The sequence below is a fragment of the Solidesulfovibrio carbinolicus genome (assembly GCF_004135975.1).
In the GTDB taxonomy this organism is placed as follows: domain Bacteria; phylum Desulfobacterota; class Desulfovibrionia; order Desulfovibrionales; family Desulfovibrionaceae; genus Solidesulfovibrio; species Solidesulfovibrio carbinolicus.
The window spans coordinates 24,053-37,714 of record NZ_CP026539.1 but is presented as its reverse complement, the minus strand read 5'-3'; the positions used below and the strand labels follow the sequence as shown (position 1 = coordinate 37,714).

Annotated in this window: 12 protein-coding genes and 2 pseudogenes; all 14 read right to left on the bottom strand. The window is 50.7% G+C overall.

Going from position 1 to position 13,662, the window contains the following annotated elements; translation table 11 throughout:
* Positions 1-8 precede the first annotated feature (8 nt).
* The 14 genes and pseudogenes from C3Y92_RS20395 to C3Y92_RS20330 all read right to left on the bottom strand — a co-directional run bounded on the left by C3Y92_RS20395 (position 9) and on the right by C3Y92_RS20330 (position 13,654).
* On the bottom strand, positions 9-788 hold the full coding sequence (locus C3Y92_RS20395) for a class I SAM-dependent methyltransferase (RefSeq protein WP_129356021.1): 780 nt from the start codon (positions 786-788) through the stop codon (positions 9-11).
* A 179-nt stretch (positions 789-967) separates the two neighbouring features.
* Positions 968-2,170 carry a glycosyltransferase family protein gene (locus tag C3Y92_RS20390; RefSeq protein WP_129356019.1) on the bottom strand — a complete coding sequence of 401 codons (1,203 nt, stop codon included), beginning with the start codon at positions 2,168-2,170 and terminating at the stop codon, positions 968-970.
* Positions 2,167-2,874 (bottom strand): WbqC family protein, encoded by a 708-nt coding sequence (locus C3Y92_RS20385; RefSeq protein WP_165352180.1) that lies wholly within the window; start codon positions 2,872-2,874, stop codon positions 2,167-2,169. The genes C3Y92_RS20390 and C3Y92_RS20385 overlap by 4 nt, the downstream gene beginning before the upstream one ends.
* A 255-nt stretch (positions 2,875-3,129) precedes the next feature.
* The gene (locus tag C3Y92_RS20380; protein ID WP_129356015.1) at positions 3,130-3,849 is read right to left on the bottom strand and encodes a class I SAM-dependent methyltransferase; all 720 of its coding nucleotides are present in this window, start codon (positions 3,847-3,849) and stop codon (positions 3,130-3,132) included.
* Positions 3,842-4,852, bottom strand: coding sequence for a radical SAM/SPASM domain-containing protein (locus C3Y92_RS20375; RefSeq protein WP_235669731.1), 1,011 nt, complete (start codon positions 4,850-4,852; stop codon positions 3,842-3,844). Before C3Y92_RS20375 ends, C3Y92_RS20380 begins: the two co-directional genes overlap by 8 nt.
* A 2-nt stretch (positions 4,853-4,854) precedes the next feature.
* The gene (locus C3Y92_RS20370) at positions 4,855-6,006 is read right to left on the bottom strand and encodes a DegT/DnrJ/EryC1/StrS family aminotransferase (RefSeq protein WP_165352179.1); all 1,152 of its coding nucleotides are present in this window, start codon (positions 6,004-6,006) and stop codon (positions 4,855-4,857) included.
* Between the two features lie 225 nt (positions 6,007-6,231).
* Positions 6,232-7,463: pseudogene (locus tag C3Y92_RS21880) on the bottom strand (transposase).
* 293 nt (positions 7,464-7,756) lie between these two features.
* Positions 7,757-8,626 carry an IS66 family transposase gene (gene tnpC / locus C3Y92_RS20360; protein WP_235669739.1) on the bottom strand — a complete coding sequence of 290 codons (870 nt, stop codon included), beginning with the start codon at positions 8,624-8,626 and terminating at the stop codon, positions 7,757-7,759.
* The gene (locus tag C3Y92_RS21605; RefSeq protein WP_235669728.1) at positions 8,535-9,131 is read right to left on the bottom strand and encodes a DUF6444 domain-containing protein; all 597 of its coding nucleotides are present in this window, start codon (positions 9,129-9,131) and stop codon (positions 8,535-8,537) included. Before C3Y92_RS21605 ends, tnpC begins: the two co-directional genes overlap by 92 nt.
* A 107-nt stretch (positions 9,132-9,238) precedes the next feature.
* Entirely contained in the window at positions 9,239-9,691 is a 453-nt protein-coding gene (locus C3Y92_RS20350; protein ID WP_129356011.1) for an ABC transporter ATP-binding protein, read from the bottom strand.
* 118 nt (positions 9,692-9,809) lie between these two features.
* A pseudogene (locus C3Y92_RS21850) lies at positions 9,810-9,980 on the bottom strand (ATP-binding cassette domain-containing protein); the annotation flags it as partial.
* Positions 9,981-10,098: 118 nt separating this feature from the next.
* On the bottom strand, positions 10,099-10,869 hold the full coding sequence (locus C3Y92_RS20340; RefSeq protein WP_129356007.1) for an ABC transporter permease: 771 nt from the start codon (positions 10,867-10,869) through the stop codon (positions 10,099-10,101).
* A gap of 185 nt (positions 10,870-11,054) precedes the next feature.
* Positions 11,055-12,152 (bottom strand): glycosyltransferase, encoded by a 1,098-nt coding sequence (locus tag C3Y92_RS20335; protein ID WP_129356005.1) that lies wholly within the window; start codon positions 12,150-12,152, stop codon positions 11,055-11,057.
* A 686-nt stretch (positions 12,153-12,838) separates the two neighbouring features.
* Positions 12,839-13,654, bottom strand: coding sequence for a hypothetical protein (locus C3Y92_RS20330; protein WP_129356004.1), 816 nt, complete (start codon positions 13,652-13,654; stop codon positions 12,839-12,841).
* Between the last annotated feature and the right edge of the window lie 8 nt (positions 13,655-13,662).

Here is a 13,662-nt window from a genome sequence, read left to right as displayed (position 1 = left end):
TCAGTTGCCTAACCCTTTGTCGTGTCGATCGACTTCAACTCGAAAATATGACAAGCGCTTCCGAGCACTCGTGAAATTCTGGCGCGACGTTCAAAACTCCAATTTGAATTGAATACCATATTGCCGGTATAAAACAACCCCATCGGCTTATCCATGATGATGTTGAAGCCGTTCGTCTTGAAATTGCGACGCCACCATTCTGGGTTGAATAGCCACGTTTCCGACAATATGTTGCCCCGCGCTCCATGACGACGTTGAAAACAAGGGGCCAATAAATGTCGGCCGGCGATGCCCCAAGCGGCGGCGAATTGCTTGATGGAAGCTCTGGTAATGGATCGCGGTGGACTGAGCTGTGAGCCGAGCGTGCTCGCGTACTGGAAAGCAGCGGCGAAGGCGGAAAGGGTCGTCCAAAATCTCCACGAGTGAGTTGGCAGAATATGCAAAACGTATCCGGTGGGCTTCAAGACTCGCCGGATCTCCTGATGAATTTTGACGAGATCCGGGACATGCTCCAGAACGTTCGACGAGAAAACAATGTCGAAAGTGTTGTCTTCAAAAGGAATATTACGTCCGTCAAAGTTGACGATGGGGAAGACTCTTTCGTCGGAATAGATAGAGTCGCACACCTCAATGGCGTCGACCTTGAAGCCACGTCGCTCTATCTCCCGTGCTTGTTGCCCCGTTCCGGCACCGATCTCAAGTAAGTGCGCTCCAGCAGGGCGAAGATGAGCCATGATTATATCGATCTCGACAGCTCGCAACTCTTGAAGATACTTGAGAGAGAACATATGCGTGGTCCTTTTGTCCTTAAGTTGACGATCTTTATCAGTAATGTGTCTGTGTAAAGCTGGTATGGCGCAGCCATAAAACTTGTTTCAGACTGATCGTGTCAGCATTGTTGTGTTCTAAATTTAATGCGTGAATTTTGACATGTTAAAACAGTATTATTAAAAAGTTTGCACTATTGCTAACGCCAAGTTGTTAAAAGATTCTTTGCCATAGCTTCAGGTGAAAGGTACTTTTCAGCGTAGTTTCTGCTCTTCTGGCCTACTGTTTCCAGTAAGTCACTATCCTTTCTAATCGCCATCAAGTGTTCGCAAATCTGCTCTGGGGAAACCGCATCAAATCCAGGCAAAGGCTCGGGGAACAGTTTACCAAAAATTTCGTTACGCATTTTAGCCATCACTGGACGGCCTAATGCAAACGCATCCGTCGTTACCATGCCGGGGAACGAAGTACCGAATTGGTCACAAACCAGATCAGCTGCGGACATCTCCTGATAAAAGCGAGCCAGAGGCATCGCGTCTAGCCAATCGATATGCTTCTCAATTCCAAGGTCGGAGATCAGCGTGATGGCTGCATCGAGATCCTGCCCTTTTCTCGGCAATCTTAAGATCCCCTGTTCGCCTGATCTGATATATTGCGCAAAACCCTTGATCAGAATATCCGTGCCCTTAAAGTCGATGGCACCGAGAGCAGGGTGTTTGTCTGGCCTATAGACGATTCGGCACCCACAAAGAATCGTGAGGCGTTCGTTCCTTGGCGCTCTTTGGGGCTGAATGTCTACTGTGTTAGAAATAAAAAGCATTAAGCGACGGTGATCCTCAACTCCAATTTCATCAAGCAATATATCTCCAGACGGTATCAATCCTCGCTTGCTATAACAGACTAACTCGGCAGCAAGAATGCCATCCCGCTGTCGAGCCACAAAATCAGAAAAACTTAGTAGCCATCTCCTTCCTTGGAGAGAGCGCTTGAATTCGTTGCTCCAACATTTTGTTCGAATTTGCAACGAATCGAAGCTGGCATAAAATGCGAGATCACTTCCAGTCAGCACAACAATATGTGGTGAATGCAGAGCCCACGCCAGAGCAGGCCCAACATCGTTTAGAATAACCAGATCTACTCGGTGTGTAAGAAGACGAATGGCTTGATCAAGTTGTCGTGTTTGACAAGCAACGTCATCATCCGTGATATTTGAACAATCAAAAATCCAGTCGGGATAGCGATTTATCCAATTAGGATAACGCGACTCTGGCCGGTGAAGTATTTCCTTCCGATTAATTACTAAGCGTACTTTATGCCCAAGGGCTTTCAGTCCCTGTGCGAGCAACAAAGGATAATTATTAGTGTTGCCGAAAATAGCTATGGACAGAGGCTCTTTTATCACTTTGGAACTACCACCCTGTCTGGAGTACGGCTCTGAAGGAATTTTTTTGCATCAGCCCCACAATTGGCAACCAAGTCCAGCACGGTCACGTCGCCAATGAATTCACCCCACAACTGGGGGTAGGGAGTATAATCATAGGATTTGTACTCGAGTTGAATGCCGTATTCTCTGAACAAATCTTTGTCCAGGTAGGCATCGGCATTGGGTCCGCTCAGATAGGTTGTGGCATTCAGTTTTTTTAATATCTCAATTAGGCGTTCCGTTCTTCTGCCTTTTAGAGACAACTCGCTGGACAGGATCATCGGCGTTTTGATTTCAAGGTAATCACAAATGCGGTGAATAAGTTTGATGTTTAATTTGCTGATGGTCGTTTGCTCTGGATCATTAATTTCTGCAAGTAACTCTGTCGCAATGTTGAAGTTGGGAGATTTTCGATAGTTCAACTCCCAAGTTCGCAAGTGTTTTTTGGTCCAGGGCGTAGTGAGATCAATCAGCGTTTCACAGATAAGTTTGCTACGACTTTGGTGAGAAACCGGCACAGTGATCCATTCTGTACCTCTTGGCGTCTTGAGCCTGTTTCGATTTCGCCAGTCACGCGTCGTGTACTGAACGTCATCATAAAAAACGAAGATATCCACGCTAGCGATGAAGTCGAAATAACCACGCCACGGTATATAGGACGATTGAATGATGCCAACCTTCACCAACTCACCTCAAAAAAATTCTGTAGGATTGTTACGCCAAGAGTGCAACATGCTCCAAAGCAATCAGCGTCGACTCGTAAAGATCAAGGTCAAAATCTAGTACGGAAATACACACACCATTCCTCTTGTCCCTTACTAGCATGGGAGTCATCTCACAAACCACACTCTTAACAAATTCGATACGCGTCTTGTGGCGCATGCGATAATGATGTATCACTTTACGGGGCTTATTAGAGGTCATCGATTGAGTCCGTATTAGCGCAACTGTGCCACAAAAAATTTTCGCGTTAGTTGCTGACATAAGTGATAACGTCCACTGCCAAGTATGTGTTTCTCTATGGCCTGGTTGACGCCTTCGTAATTTGAGAAGGCATCATCAAAGCAAATCCAGCCGCCGGGAAGTAGGTACTTTTCGACAATCCTAATGTCCTCAACGACAGCTGTGTAACTATGGTCTCCATCGATGAATGCCATTCGTAGTGCTAAAGTTTTCTCAATGCTGGCTGAAAAAGACTGAAGATCACCTTTAAAAGGTATAACCAAGTCAGAAAGTCCGTTTGCTGTGATAGAACTCTCAAATGCTTCAATGGTTCCTGAAAAACGCTCATAAACGGGGACAATATCTCGTAGATAAGGCTCCTTCCATACGGTTTGTTCTCCGTAAGCACCCACTTTTCTCCCGTCAATGGTAACCGCAAACGAGTAGGTTTCATCGTCGTTCTGGTACCAATCACTTTTCTCAGGGAACAGGTCAACACAGTGGACTTTGGTATCCCCAGCCAATCGAGCCGCCATGCCAAGAGCTACTGCTGAGCGCCCGCACCAAGACCCAAGCTCCAGAATGTCGCCTGGCAAATGCGCACAAGAAAAAGCCAGTGTAAATAAACTCTGAAGTTGATCCAGTGGGGACCAACCCGGGATGTCCCTGACCGCATCTTCGATCTGTGTGGCAATTGGTTTTGTAATGTTAATCATCGAAAAAATTCTCTTGATGAGTTAATTCTTCAACCATGTCAGCGTAACTACGCCCCTCATGGGGCCAGCGAGTCGCTGACCAGTCTGGACACTGCCCGCAGAAAGCATGGTTGCTGAAGTTGTTGCTCATGTGCGCCTCACGCAAGCGGCGATAGAACTCGCCCTGCCACTCGGCCTTGATTGTCGTATTGTGGTAGTCCGCGACAAAGGAACCGTGCACCCAGTCTGAGGGGCAGAAGGCTAGGTCCCCGCGCGCGTTAATCACGACACGCTCCCAAGGGTAAAGGCATGGTCTTCGTTTCAAAGAATGCAGCGACTGGCGTCGTTGAGTGGCCAACTCCTCGATCGCCCCAGAGCAGGAGTGCAAGCGCCGAAGAATCACATAGTCGGCACCCTGATTTTTCCAATATGACTCAAAATCCAAAGTTTCTGAGGCGTTCTCTGGCTGCTCAATGAAACTGACCACGATCTTTGTTTTCGCCTTTGATTCCCGTGCCCAGCGGATTAATCGCAACACGTTTTCTCGTGTAACGTCAAGATTGCCTTTGACGCGAATTTTGGCGTAGGTCTCAGCTTTGAAAGCATCTATGCTGATGTCAATCAGATGTACGCCTGATTCAAGCAAGCGTTGCGTACGCTTCTCATTCATAATCTTGCCATTTGTGGTCAGGGTAACAAAAACACCAGAATGATCCACCGCCGCCTGAATCATTTCATAACCATTGGGATGCAGCAATGGCTCGCCGTTGCTGGCATAACGAATATATTGAGTACGCCCTCCCCCGTATCGGCATACTTCCTCAATCATCTTTTCATTCAGCGCAGGGTTGAGGTGGCGGCCGGCGTAGTGCTTGGATTTTGTAAATGCCGGATGCGGGCAATGGGTGCATGCCAGATTGCAAGTCTCAGTAATGTCCATCAAGATTTGTGAAGGAAATTCAGCCGTCAAACGACTGCCAAATTCGTATTCAGTTTTTGTGACTATCTGCGCTGTACTACTCATTATTACTCCTTTATCAGTAGAGCGGCCAGTTGCTCGACGACATAATCAACTTGGGTCAATGTCATCTTCGCACTGATGGGCAAGGTCATGATACTCTCGGCCAAAGATTCAGTGATGGGCAAAGACGGGACGCCGTGGCCTGCATAAAGCGGTTGGCTGTGCAATGGTCTGTAATGAATGCTTGCGCCGATATTTCTGGTCCGAAGTGCCAACAGCAAGTCATCGCGTTTAATTCCGGTCTTAGTTATATCGAACATGGCGACAAACAAGTGTCGCGCATGACTTTTATCAAAAACGCCACTTTGGAACGAAATATCCATCCTAAGTTCATCGATTCTCTGCTTGTAGCGCTTTGCTATCTCAAATCTGACGTTTGCCATTTCGCCCAGACGACGAAGTTGCACACGACCAATAGCAGCTTGTAGGTCGGTGAGGTTCATTTTATAACCAAGTTCGGTCAAGCTTGCGACAAAAACCGTGGATGCTTTAGTATAGCGAGACCACGCGTTGGAATCCATGCCGCTCATACGCAGCGATCGCAAACGTTCCGCTTTGCAGGGATCGAAAAGCGCTATAGCCCCACCATCGGCTGTTGACAAATTCTTGTTGGCGTAGAAACTAAAACAAACTAGATTTCCCGAAGCCCCAACGCATTTTTTGTTGTTATAGTAGGAACCAAATGCGTGGGCGGCGTCTTCGATTATTGCCACATGTTTTGGTAATGTTTGGCGTAATTCATCTACATCAACAGCGTAGCCACCGTAGTGAACAACAATAACTGCCTTTGTTCGCGAGGTGAGCTTTTCGGCAACCGTTTTCGGCGTCACACACATGCTCTGCGAATCTACGTCGCAGAATACAGGCTTAGCACCAAGATAGAGTGCCGCATTGGCTGTGGCACACCAGGTCAAGCTCGGAACAATTACTTCATCACCCGGACCAATGCCTTCAATCAATAGGGCAAGAAAAAGAGCGGAAGTGCATGAATTGACTGTAACAACTTCATGTGCACCGATGTAGTCGCTCAGTTCCTTCTCGAAAGCGATGGTTTCCTTTCCCATCCCAACCCATCCTGAGCGCATGACACGGGTAACCGCTTCGATTTCTGCCTCAGTGAAATCCGGAGTACCGAAAGGGATGTAGTCTTTTGTCATCGCAAATCCCCAAAATAGTATGAACGAGGGCTCCATGTTTTCAGAAGCCCCGCTTTGAGGCGCCTCTAGTGGACAAAACGGCCTTTGCCGCTGAGCTTTAGCCTAGATTGGACAGTTTTTTTGTACAATCGCAGGCAGATGTTACGCATGCCACCGATATTATTCTTAAAAAATTCTATCGAGGTTAAGGAATGGGCTCTTCCGAGTATTCCGTGGGCCCCTCATCTACGAGCTGACTGGGTAGGAGTCCAGGCCGCCGCAGGAGAAATAGATGGCAGTCTTGAAGTGGTCCCGATTCCTGTAGCCGCAAACTTTCCGTTTGATGGCCATGATCTCGCTGTTCAGCTCCACGCCCACGCCGTTTGTGATCCGGTGGCGACAAAAGGTCAAGATGTTCCTCAGATACCGTTGGGTCAGCCCGCTCACCTTGCGCATTGAGCCAGCTAGCGCTTCACGAAACGCTCGGCCCAGCCCGTGCTGAGGTATTCCCAGGCACCGTTCAGACTTTCCTTCATTGCCAGCCTGAGCCACTTTCAGGTTCGTCGCCTTCAAGACCTCCAGAGCTGGTCGAACATGTCCGGCAGATTCTCCTCGCGGTAGAGTCAGAGGTATTTGGTCCCTTTGAGAGTGTGGTCTTCCTGTCCCATAAGCTCACGGTGCTTCTGCTTGCGTACCCGGTCCACCGTTTCGCTCACGTACTTCATGATAGAGAGCCGGTTATGACGATCTTTCCAGCCTCGCCGGGCACATGCTTGAGTGTGGCCTTGAAGTAGGGCTCCCACATGCCCACGGCCACCGCCTTGATTTGCGCCAACTACTCCTTGATTAATTGGATCTAGATCCCTCAAAACGCTCGGTTTTCCGTTAATCGGCCACCTACTCCACGGCGCTGCTGATAGGTCGCAAACCACAGTCACGTATTCGTGCCCCTTGCGGAACGCTTTCTCATCTACGCCAAGATATCGCGCGGGTGCGATTGCTTACGTTCCAGGCCTCTGCGTACAGCTCACGCCATAATGCCCCAGGCCTCGTCCCAAGTGAGATACAGGATGCGCTGCGCTCTCATGACGCTGGCACACTCGGTTAAAACGTCAATGATCAAGCGTTTCCTCAGCAAGGGAAGCGGTCCTTGCTTTCAGCCCATGGCACCTTGACCTGCAACACACCATGCTCGGAGCAGTCCACTCGCGGAATCTGCGCGTGAAAGAACGCCTTGAACTGGCACGTGTCCCGATGACGCCAGACCCGAGGTTCGGCATGGTCACGGTAAGCCAGTTCGCGGCCCATGTGGGGCAGGTTCACCGGACACCGGTGCCATGCTTCACAGGAATGTCCACCCGGCCATCAGCCACAGTCAGTTCAATCGCTTCAACACCATGACTGGTCAGGCCGCGAATCCGCGAATACAGCTCCGTGTCCTTGACAGGGGGCCTCCGGGGAGGAACATAACCGGCCAACTATCCACGAAAAACCCTGAATGATCAGAAAAATGTTTTCAGACGGATGGAAGCTTAGATGTAGAAATTTAAAGATTTAAGCAAATTTCATCAACGATGTCTAGTGGTACATCCTTGAAAGAAATCCATATATTGGTTTTTGGTTAAGGCAGCCAGTATGGGCTCTGATAAAAGTTGAGTTGACGGAGGAGCAAGCGGCGACGTTGCGCATGTAGGCAGGGTTCGGCAAGACCAAGGGTACTACACCGGCAAACCGCTGTTTGAGGAAGCGATACTAGATTTGTGTTATGCGCTCACGGGATAAGCAGCGCCTGAATCCAATCCAGGCTCGGAGACCGAGTTTGAAAAGCGGCCGCCATCGCATCGACCAGCACCGGGAAGGTTCGCCTTCCCTGAATTCTGCACGTCTGGCGCAAGCTGAGGATGCGTTCAACCCAGTTGTCACCACTTTCACTGGCGGTTCCGAGACTTCTCTTGCGCCAGAGCACCCCGAATCGCAACGTCCGCTCCGCGAGGTTGTTCGTCGGCTCAACGCCGGCCTCTTGGAGGAACAACCACAAATGCTCTATCTCACGTTCCAGGTGACGGACCAGCCTACCTGCGGGATCCTTGCGATCGCCGTAGATCGAAATCAAGCGATGGAGTCGCGCGATGAACGCCCGCCATTCGCCGACGGTAGGCGGGGCTTTGGCCATATGGCACAGCCGCCTAAGTTCGTCTCTCGCCCAGGTTCCACACTGGGCCAAGGCTGCGTCTTTGCGCTCGGCCAACCCCTCAGCCTCGCGGATCAGGTGCGCCAGACAGGCCTGTCGCAGCCCCACCCATTGGCGATACACGGCGTAACCGTCGGCGACCAGAATGCCGGACCATCCCTGGACAAGCTCCTCGAACGCGGCTTTAGAGCGCCTGGGATGGATCATGAACAATGCGGCGCGGGAACTGGCCAGAACCCAAAGCCAGACCAGTCTGGCCTTGCGACGCCAAGAGGTCTCGTCAACATGTCCAACCGGCGCGCTCCTCGCGACCTTGGCGATGCTATCGTAATGTGGCTTGATGGCTTGAGAGACCCGATCAATGACTTTCTGAATCCCGCCTTGGCTGATGGGCAGGCCGAAGACGGACAAGAGGTAGTCCTGCACAGCGCGACGGCTGTCCCCATGGATGCCGCAAAGCTCGGCGATGTTGGCCGAAAGCCGGGGGTCCAAAGCCCGTGCGTTTCTCTGGCGGGACCAGAGCTTTGATCATTCGGCCGCACCGAGAGCAACGGCCTTGGTAAAGGATGATGTGTTCCACATCGAGCCTGGGCTCGGGAATCTCGATGTGTTGATGGATGTAGTAGGGCTCGGGATCAATCAGGTCGGGGCAGCCGCATGCACACGGACCGGGATGAAGTTCCGTGATTTCCGTGGGCCGAAGACACTGCTGGCGGACACCGATGCGTTTTTTGCGGGGTTCGGTCTTGTTGGTCTTCTTCGCCCTGGGCTTGAAAGGGCTGTCTGATGACGGCGGCTTGTTGGAATTAGCGGAATTCTGATTGAGCTTGGCCTGAAGTGCTTCAATTTCGAGCCGGAGCTTCCGGTTCTCGACAGTCAGTTCATGGACGAAGCCCAGCATGGGCCACGGTGTGTGCCTGACCACTTCAGGCGTAATGAGCTTGGCAGACGCCATGGCGTGATCCATTTTGAAAACAATGGGCATTTCATAGAAAATGTCCAGAGGGTGTGAGCGGGTACAGATTTGTTTCAGCGCTGCAACATCCTCAATCTCGTTGATCCTCAAGCAAAGCGAACAAAATTAGTGATATTAGGCAGATATCTTTTTTTGTATAGCTGGACATGAATGTGGTCTAGAGGCAACTTTGAAAGTCGATTTATGTGATGTTTTGAATTGTACGCTGAAATAATTTCATCGACAGACCCTTGTTGTTTTATTTTTCCTCTTTCCAGTAAGATAGCTTTATTGCAAAAGCTGCGAATCAGAGGTTCATCGTGCGATGCGATAATCATGATATCCGTTCTTTTGTATAAATCCTTGGCTCGCTCCTGGGCCTTACGGATAAATCTCGCATCACCAGCACCAATCCCCTCATCTAAGACAAGTATCTCAGGCTCAATAGCCGTGGCAACAGCAAAGGATAATCGCGTGGCCATACCGGCCGAATACGTCTTGACTGGGAAATTGATAAATTCACCGAGCTCTGTGAAATCAATGATATCCTGTAGTTTCATACGAATTTGCTTCTTGGTCATACCAAGAAGCAATCCCATCAAGAAAATGTTATCGTAACCGGACAGATCGTAGTCCCATGCCCATGCCAACTGAAAGAAATGAAGAGATGTTTCCTTCAACTTCTATAGAACCTAGTGTTGGGAGGAACAAGCCGGAGATAACACGAAGCAAAGTACTTTTTCCCGCGCCATTGTGTCCAACAAGTGCCAGAGAATCGCCACTATTTATTTCGAGGGTGATATCATCAAGCGCAAGGATGGTCGCAACATTGTTTAGTTTAGATATCATTCCGCCCAGAGCAATGTTCAACATTTTATTAGCAAAGGCGTCGGACGTTTTTTCAAATACGGGGATTTCTAGGCTTAGGTTATTAATTCTTATGAATGACATGTTCTTTCTCCACAACTCACAGCCAAAAAATAAGGCTGTTTCTGTTCTTATTAAAGAATTTACCGGCAATATAAAAACCGGCACAGGCAATTGTTATACTAATGAAGTAGGCTGGTATGTTTGGCGGTTGTCCCAGTAGAGGGTCTCTGAGTATTGCTAGCATGCAATATAATGGATTGAGCAAAAGATAGGGTTGATACTTTCCTAGGGATTCAACTGTCCAAAATATGGGCGTTAAATACATGGAGATTCCGAATAGCATGCTCACTATTTGCGCCAAATCTCTGTATCGAGCACAAATCATTCCGAATAGTATGCCAAACCATATGCCATTCGCCATAACCACCAAAAAACTTGGAACTATAAACCAAGTATATGAATTAAAATTAGTTGAAAAATAAATTGCGACAAGAATATATACAACAAGAAGATGTATCAACGATATGACATTTTTAAACAATAGTCTGAATACGTGCAGAGAAATTGGAAGTTTAATAGAAAACATTATCGGTCTTGCGTTTACGAAAACATTTGTCGATTCTGTTATTATGGAACCGATAAACGTCCACATCGTCATGCCTGCTGCCAGATAAGGAACAAACGTGTCAATTTTTTGATTGAAAATTTGCGAAAATATGAGTGCCATGGCAGCAACAGTCAGCGCATTGCTCAGGCTGATCCAAAATGGCCCTATAATGTTACGTCTATATTTTTGACAAATATCTTCCCAGGCAAGACTCGTCCACATAGGCCAGCGCAAAAAACCAAGAAAAAGATCATTAAACATACAATGGTCCTTTATGTGCTAAATTCTCTTTGTATGACGCTAGGGTGTGTACGCCATGACCGTACTATTGTAGTTATATAAAGGTAAATACGCGACATAGCATCACCCAAAATTTCCGCGCTAGTTTAATAGTGTGGTGCTAATAGCCGAATATTATTGCATGTCCGCGGATCAGTCCAATGGACTCAGCCCCGGGCGCGCCGGTAGTGAGTAGCATTGGTGATCACCTCGCCATAACGGGCGGCCACGACGGAAATGTCGAATTTTTTCTGAACGGCGGCCCTAATGGCGGCCCGATCGAACGGCGTGCGGCTGGCCTGCTCTACTGCCCTGGCCAGGGATTCCGGCGTTCGTTCAGTCACCACCAACCCGGTTATCCCCTGTGTCACGACTTCGGATACTCCGCCGAGCCCGACGATGGTCACGACCGGTAAGCCCTGGCACCCCGCCTCCAACAAGACGTTGGGAAACCCTTCATAGGCGGAACTCAGCACCAGTAGGTCCGAAGCGGCCATAAGACGGTCCGGTTGGGACACAGCACCCAGGAACTCAACCCGAGAGGCGACCCCCAGGGCCTGGGCTGCCCGCTGGAGACGTTCCTTTTCTTCGGGGCGGCCGTCGCCGGCGATGCGAAGATGGAAGGAATCGTTCAGGCAAGCCATGGCGGCGAGCAGCAAGTCGTACCCTTTAGCCGGGGCTAAGTTGCCTACCGCCAACAGACGCACACGGCCGTCCGCCGCAACCGGCGACAGCGGTGCTTCGGGCGGGACTGGGGCGGGATTAGGAATTACACAGATGTTCCGGGGAGCCATCCGAAACGTGTTTATGACGTCCTGGCGCATCTCACTGGACTGGCACACGAGGATGTCAAAGAGCGGATAGAGCAGCCTTGCAGCCGGAATCATGACATTTTTCCAGCTATCCAATTCCAGGTGGCGGCTGACGATGGTAGATTCTCGGCCGATGAGGGCCGTTTGCCGGGGTATGAAAGGCCGCAAGCCGGCCATGAGAATGTTGAGATGCGTGTGGGTGCAGACCACTGCGTCGGGCCGTAGCTGGCGCAGGAGCCGCACTATGGGCCAGGGAGCTGTTGCGTGATTACAGCAGGCGCAGTTGAAGATCTCCACATCCGGCCGTAAGTGGGCCGCGAAGGGCCCTGGGCCCTTGACTACGGCCATAGCTGGGCTAAACAGGCTGCGATCAAGATGATTGGCCAGCCGGACAAAGACGCGCTCCGCCCCGCCGACGGATAGGGATGGAAGAAAAAAAAGAACTGTTAACATGCCGGAAAATGTTCCGTCGCTTGCTGGGCCGCAAGGTCCTTTGCGGAATGTGTGCGTGAGTGGACAGGGGACCGGAAACGTTCAAATATTTCTGGCACTGATGTCCACCCTGCACCTTTTGAGACCGTGTCGTCCGCCTTCCCGTTGGTGTAGTTTCGCCCCGTGGAGGAGATAGGAAGACCCACGAATCGCAAAGCCAGCGCGCCGTTTGGGATAGCAGTGTCTACAAGATCGGCCTGAAACGGTCTTGCTAGAACTAAATGCGCGTCAACCGTGCGGTATCTATCCGAGGAGATTTGTGAAGTCAAGGATTCTCCGGTCGTGGTCAAAGCGGGGACCCATTCTTAGCGCGTCCTCCAGGCGTCAACAACTCGATGTTTGGAGGGAAGCGCCAACTGATCCGCTGTGCTCCGGCGTTTCTGTTACCGGGCAGCGCGAGTCAGGGCCTTTGTCGTGCGGCTGGCGAACTAACGGTGTCCAAGGCCAAACGCAGAAACATTGGATTGGGATCCTCGCTGGCCTCCAGCAGCTGTCTTCCCTTCGCGCGTCCTTTGGACTCGAGTTCAGGGTCGGCCAGCATTTCTAGTGCTGCTGCGAGGCCCTGGGCGTAGCGCCTGGGACCGCCAAAAGACCGCACAAGACCGAAACGTTTTTCCTGTTCGGCCAGATAGCCCAGAGGTAGAGGGTTAAGGTACACTGAGTGGACGCCAAAGCACTGAGGCTTCCGAGGCCATGGTAGCACCTTCTCCCACGTACAGGGCGGCATGGGCCAACAAATGATGCATACGCGAAACGGGCAGACGATAAGCGTACTGGGTCAGCTGTTGTGGCAACTCTCCTTCACAGGAGACCACAACCTGGGCTACCTGTGAAAGCTGCTCGACAATGCCCAACTGTTCCTGTGGCGACAGGCCTTGTAGCCCGAAATCATGGCTGGCCGTCCAGGCCACGAAACGCAACAGCACAAAGGGCCGGTCCGGGTTCAGTCCCTGTTCGGCCACGGCGGCGACGTCTGGCCTGAAGACAGACGGGTGCAGGTAGAACAGTTCCTTGTAAATCGGCTGGCGTATCTGTTTGGGACCGAGGTCGCGCGTAAAGGACTGCGGCGTGATGATGGCGGTGGAAAACAGCTGACAAAAGAACAAGGAAAACCGCGAGTGTTCGGTATCCTCGAACAGGATGTGCGGGATACGCAGGAAAAAAGCGCACACGGCAAGCATCGGCGAAGCCCGCCCCAGCAGCACGTCGGGGCGGTAGCGGCGTAACACCCAGTACATCCGCACAGTAGTTAAGAAGAAGAGCCAGCCCTTTTGCACCACCCCCACGCCCGTGGTGGGCGCGATCCGGTCGTAGGCATAGCCGAAGGCGTCGAGCAGGGCGTAGCTGTGGTCTTTGTCGATGGCCAGCAGGCGGACGTCATGCCCGTGTTGGCGCAACAAGGCGACAAGATGGCGAAATTGGTAGGCCCAGGCCGGATGTTCGATGGAAAGCGCGATACGCATGGGTCGCA

Excerpts from the sequence above, each read along its gene's own strand:
- C3Y92_RS20335 (WP_129356005.1), bottom strand. The coding sequence starts at position 12,152 with ATGTTAACAGTTCTTTTTTTTCTTCCATCCCTATCCGTCGGCGGGGCG.
- C3Y92_RS21605 (WP_235669728.1), bottom strand. The coding sequence starts at position 9,131 with ATGGCGTCTGCCAAGCTCATTACGCCTGAAGTGGTCAGGCACACACCG.
- C3Y92_RS20330 (WP_129356004.1), bottom strand. The coding sequence starts at position 13,654 with ATGCGTATCGCGCTTTCCATCGAACATCCGGCCTGGGCCTACCAATTT.
- C3Y92_RS20350 (WP_129356011.1), bottom strand. The coding sequence starts at position 9,691 with ATGAAACTACAGGATATCATTGATTTCACAGAGCTCGGTGAATTTATC.
- C3Y92_RS20370 (WP_165352179.1), bottom strand. The coding sequence starts at position 6,006 with ATGACAAAAGACTACATCCCTTTCGGTACTCCGGATTTCACTGAGGCA.
- C3Y92_RS20340 (WP_129356007.1), bottom strand. The coding sequence starts at position 10,869 with ATGTTTAATGATCTTTTTCTTGGTTTTTTGCGCTGGCCTATGTGGACG.
- C3Y92_RS20395 (WP_129356021.1), bottom strand. The coding sequence starts at position 788 with ATGTTCTCTCTCAAGTATCTTCAAGAGTTGCGAGCTGTCGAGATCGAT.
- C3Y92_RS20375 (WP_235669731.1), bottom strand. The coding sequence starts at position 4,852 with ATGAGTAGTACAGCGCAGATAGTCACAAAAACTGAATACGAATTTGGC.
- C3Y92_RS20380 (WP_129356015.1), bottom strand. The coding sequence starts at position 3,849 with ATGATTAACATTACAAAACCAATTGCCACACAGATCGAAGATGCGGTC.